Raw genomic sequence first — 1,989 nt, 5'->3', positions numbered from 1 at the left:
AGCACCGTCGCGCGAGCCCCGCCGCCGCCAGGCCGCGGGGCTTTTTATCGCCCGCCGGTCACAGGTGCCGCGTCTCGGCCGGCGGGTTGAACCAGTTGTTGTTGCGCCCGTCCATGTACATCACGGGCGCGGCCACCAGCTCGTCGGGCGTGGCGTCGTCGAGGCAGCTGACGTTGATGCTGACGTACTTGCCGCCGACCTCGGCCACGTCGCCGCGGCCGAAGGGCCGCACGCCGCAATGGCGGCAGAACAGGTGGTGCGCGCTGTACGAGCCGAACTGGTAGCTCGACAGATCGTCCTCGCCACTGACCATCCGGAAGGCCTCGGGCCGCACGATCGCGCCCCAGTTGCGCGCCTTGGCGCAGATCGAGCAATTGCAGCGGCCGGTGCCGGCCGCGAGGTCGATGTCGGCCTGGAAGCGAACCTTGCCGCAGTGGCAGCTGCCGTTGTAGGTCTTGAGCATGGGCTTTTCTCCTGGGGGTCTGGGGTGTTGGAAGGCCCGAAGACTAAGGTCCATTGCGGACAGATCCTGTCCTCGATCGCAGGCATCATCGCGTCCATGCTGTCCGCCACCGCCCGCCTCATCCGCCTGTTGTCGCTGTTCCAGGCCCAGCGCGCCTGGACCGGCGCCGAGCTCGCGCGCCGCCTCGAGATCACCGAGCGCACCCTGCGCCGCGACGTCGACCGGCTGCGCAGCCTCGGCTACACGGTCGACTCCACCTCGGGCGTGGCCGGCGGCTACCGACTCGGCGCGGGCAACAGCCTGCCGCCGCTGCTGCTCGAGGACGAGGAAGCGATCGCGGTGGCGGTCGGCCTGGGCGTGGGCCCGGCCTCCAGCGACGGCGGCAACGACATCGAGAACGCCTCGATGCGCGCGCTGGCCAAGCTCGAGCAGCTGATGCCGCCGCGGCTGCGCCGCCGGCTCGACAAGCTGCGCGCCACGGTGGTGCCGGTGCTGCAGAAGCGCTCGGACATCCGGCTCAAGGCGGTGTCGCTGTTCGCCGAGGCCTGCGCCGACCGCGCGCTGCTGCGCTTCGGCTACCGCGACCACCACGAGGTCGTCAGCAGCCGCCGCGTGGAGCCGCACCGCGTGGTGCAGACCGGCCAGCGCTGGTACCTGCTGGCCTGGGACACGGACCGCGAGGACTGGCGCACCTTCCGGCTCGACCGCATCGTCGACCCCGAGCCCACCGGCGCGCACTTCACGCCGCGGCGGCTGCCGCACGGCGACATCGCGGCCTACATGCAGCACGCGCTGCAGATCTCGCCCTACCTGCACCATGCGCGCGTGCTGGTGCATGCACCCGTGGCCGCGCTCGACGGGCAACTGTCGTGGGTCGGCGGCGTGCCCGAGGCCGTGGCGCCCGATCGCACGCGCATCCAGACCGCGGCCAACTCGCTCGATGCGCTGGCGGTCTGGCTCGGTTGCCTGGGGCACGACTTCGAGGTCGAGTCGCCGCCCGAGCTCGGCGCGCACCTGCAGCGGGTGGCGTCGCGGCTGGCGCGCATGTCGGGCCGCTGAGCGCCGCGGTCCGCTCCCCCACGTATCCCACGTATATAGGATGGGCATGGTGCGCGCCGGCCCCTACGCTGCGGAGTCCACCCACCCGAGGACCGCCGCCTCCGCGCCATGGCCATCGACACCGCAGCCGCCCCCCTTCTCTCGACCACGCAGGTCGCGCTGGTCGAGGACGACACCGGCATGCGCGAACGCCTGGCCCGCGTGGTCGATGCCGATCCCTCGCTGACCCTGGCCCACAGCGCCTCGACCGCGACCGAGCTGCTCGCCTGGCTCGAGGACAACGCGGTCGACGTGCTGCTGGTCGACCTGGGCCTGCCCGACCTGCCGGGCCTGCAGGTCATCGACCGCTGCCGCAGCATGCAGCCGGCCTGCGCGGTGATGGTGCTGTCGATCTTCGGCGACGAGGCCAACATGCTGCGCGCCTTCGAGGCCGGCGCCAGCGGCTACCTGCTCAAGGACGGCACCGA

At 71.9% G+C, this 1,989-nt stretch carries 3 protein-coding genes; 2 read left to right on the top strand and 1 reads right to left on the bottom strand.

The genetic code is table 11. From position 1 onward, the window contains the following. Nucleotides 1–58: 58 nt before the first annotated feature. Nucleotides 59–463 carry a GFA family protein gene (locus tag AC27VN_RS39980; protein WP_093341434.1) on the bottom strand — a complete coding sequence of 135 codons (405 nt, stop codon included), beginning with the start codon at nt 461–463 and terminating at the stop codon, nt 59–61. A gap of 96 nt (nt 464–559) precedes the next feature. On the opposite strand from AC27VN_RS39980, the gene AC27VN_RS39975 reads away from it, so the two are divergent. After that, nucleotides 560–1,522 (top strand): helix-turn-helix transcriptional regulator, encoded by a 963-nt coding sequence (locus AC27VN_RS39975; protein WP_431512574.1) that lies wholly within the window; start codon nt 560–562, stop codon nt 1,520–1,522. A gap of 108 nt (nt 1,523–1,630) precedes the next feature. After that, on the top strand, nt 1,631–1,989 hold a 359-nt coding region (locus tag AC27VN_RS39970), incomplete at its 3' end, for a response regulator (protein ID WP_490880284.1).

Source organism: Variovorax sp. 20P10.2.4 (genome assembly GCF_058244205.1).
The sequence above is the reverse complement of the archived record's forward strand: the minus strand, read 5'-3'. Positions and strand labels throughout refer to the sequence as shown.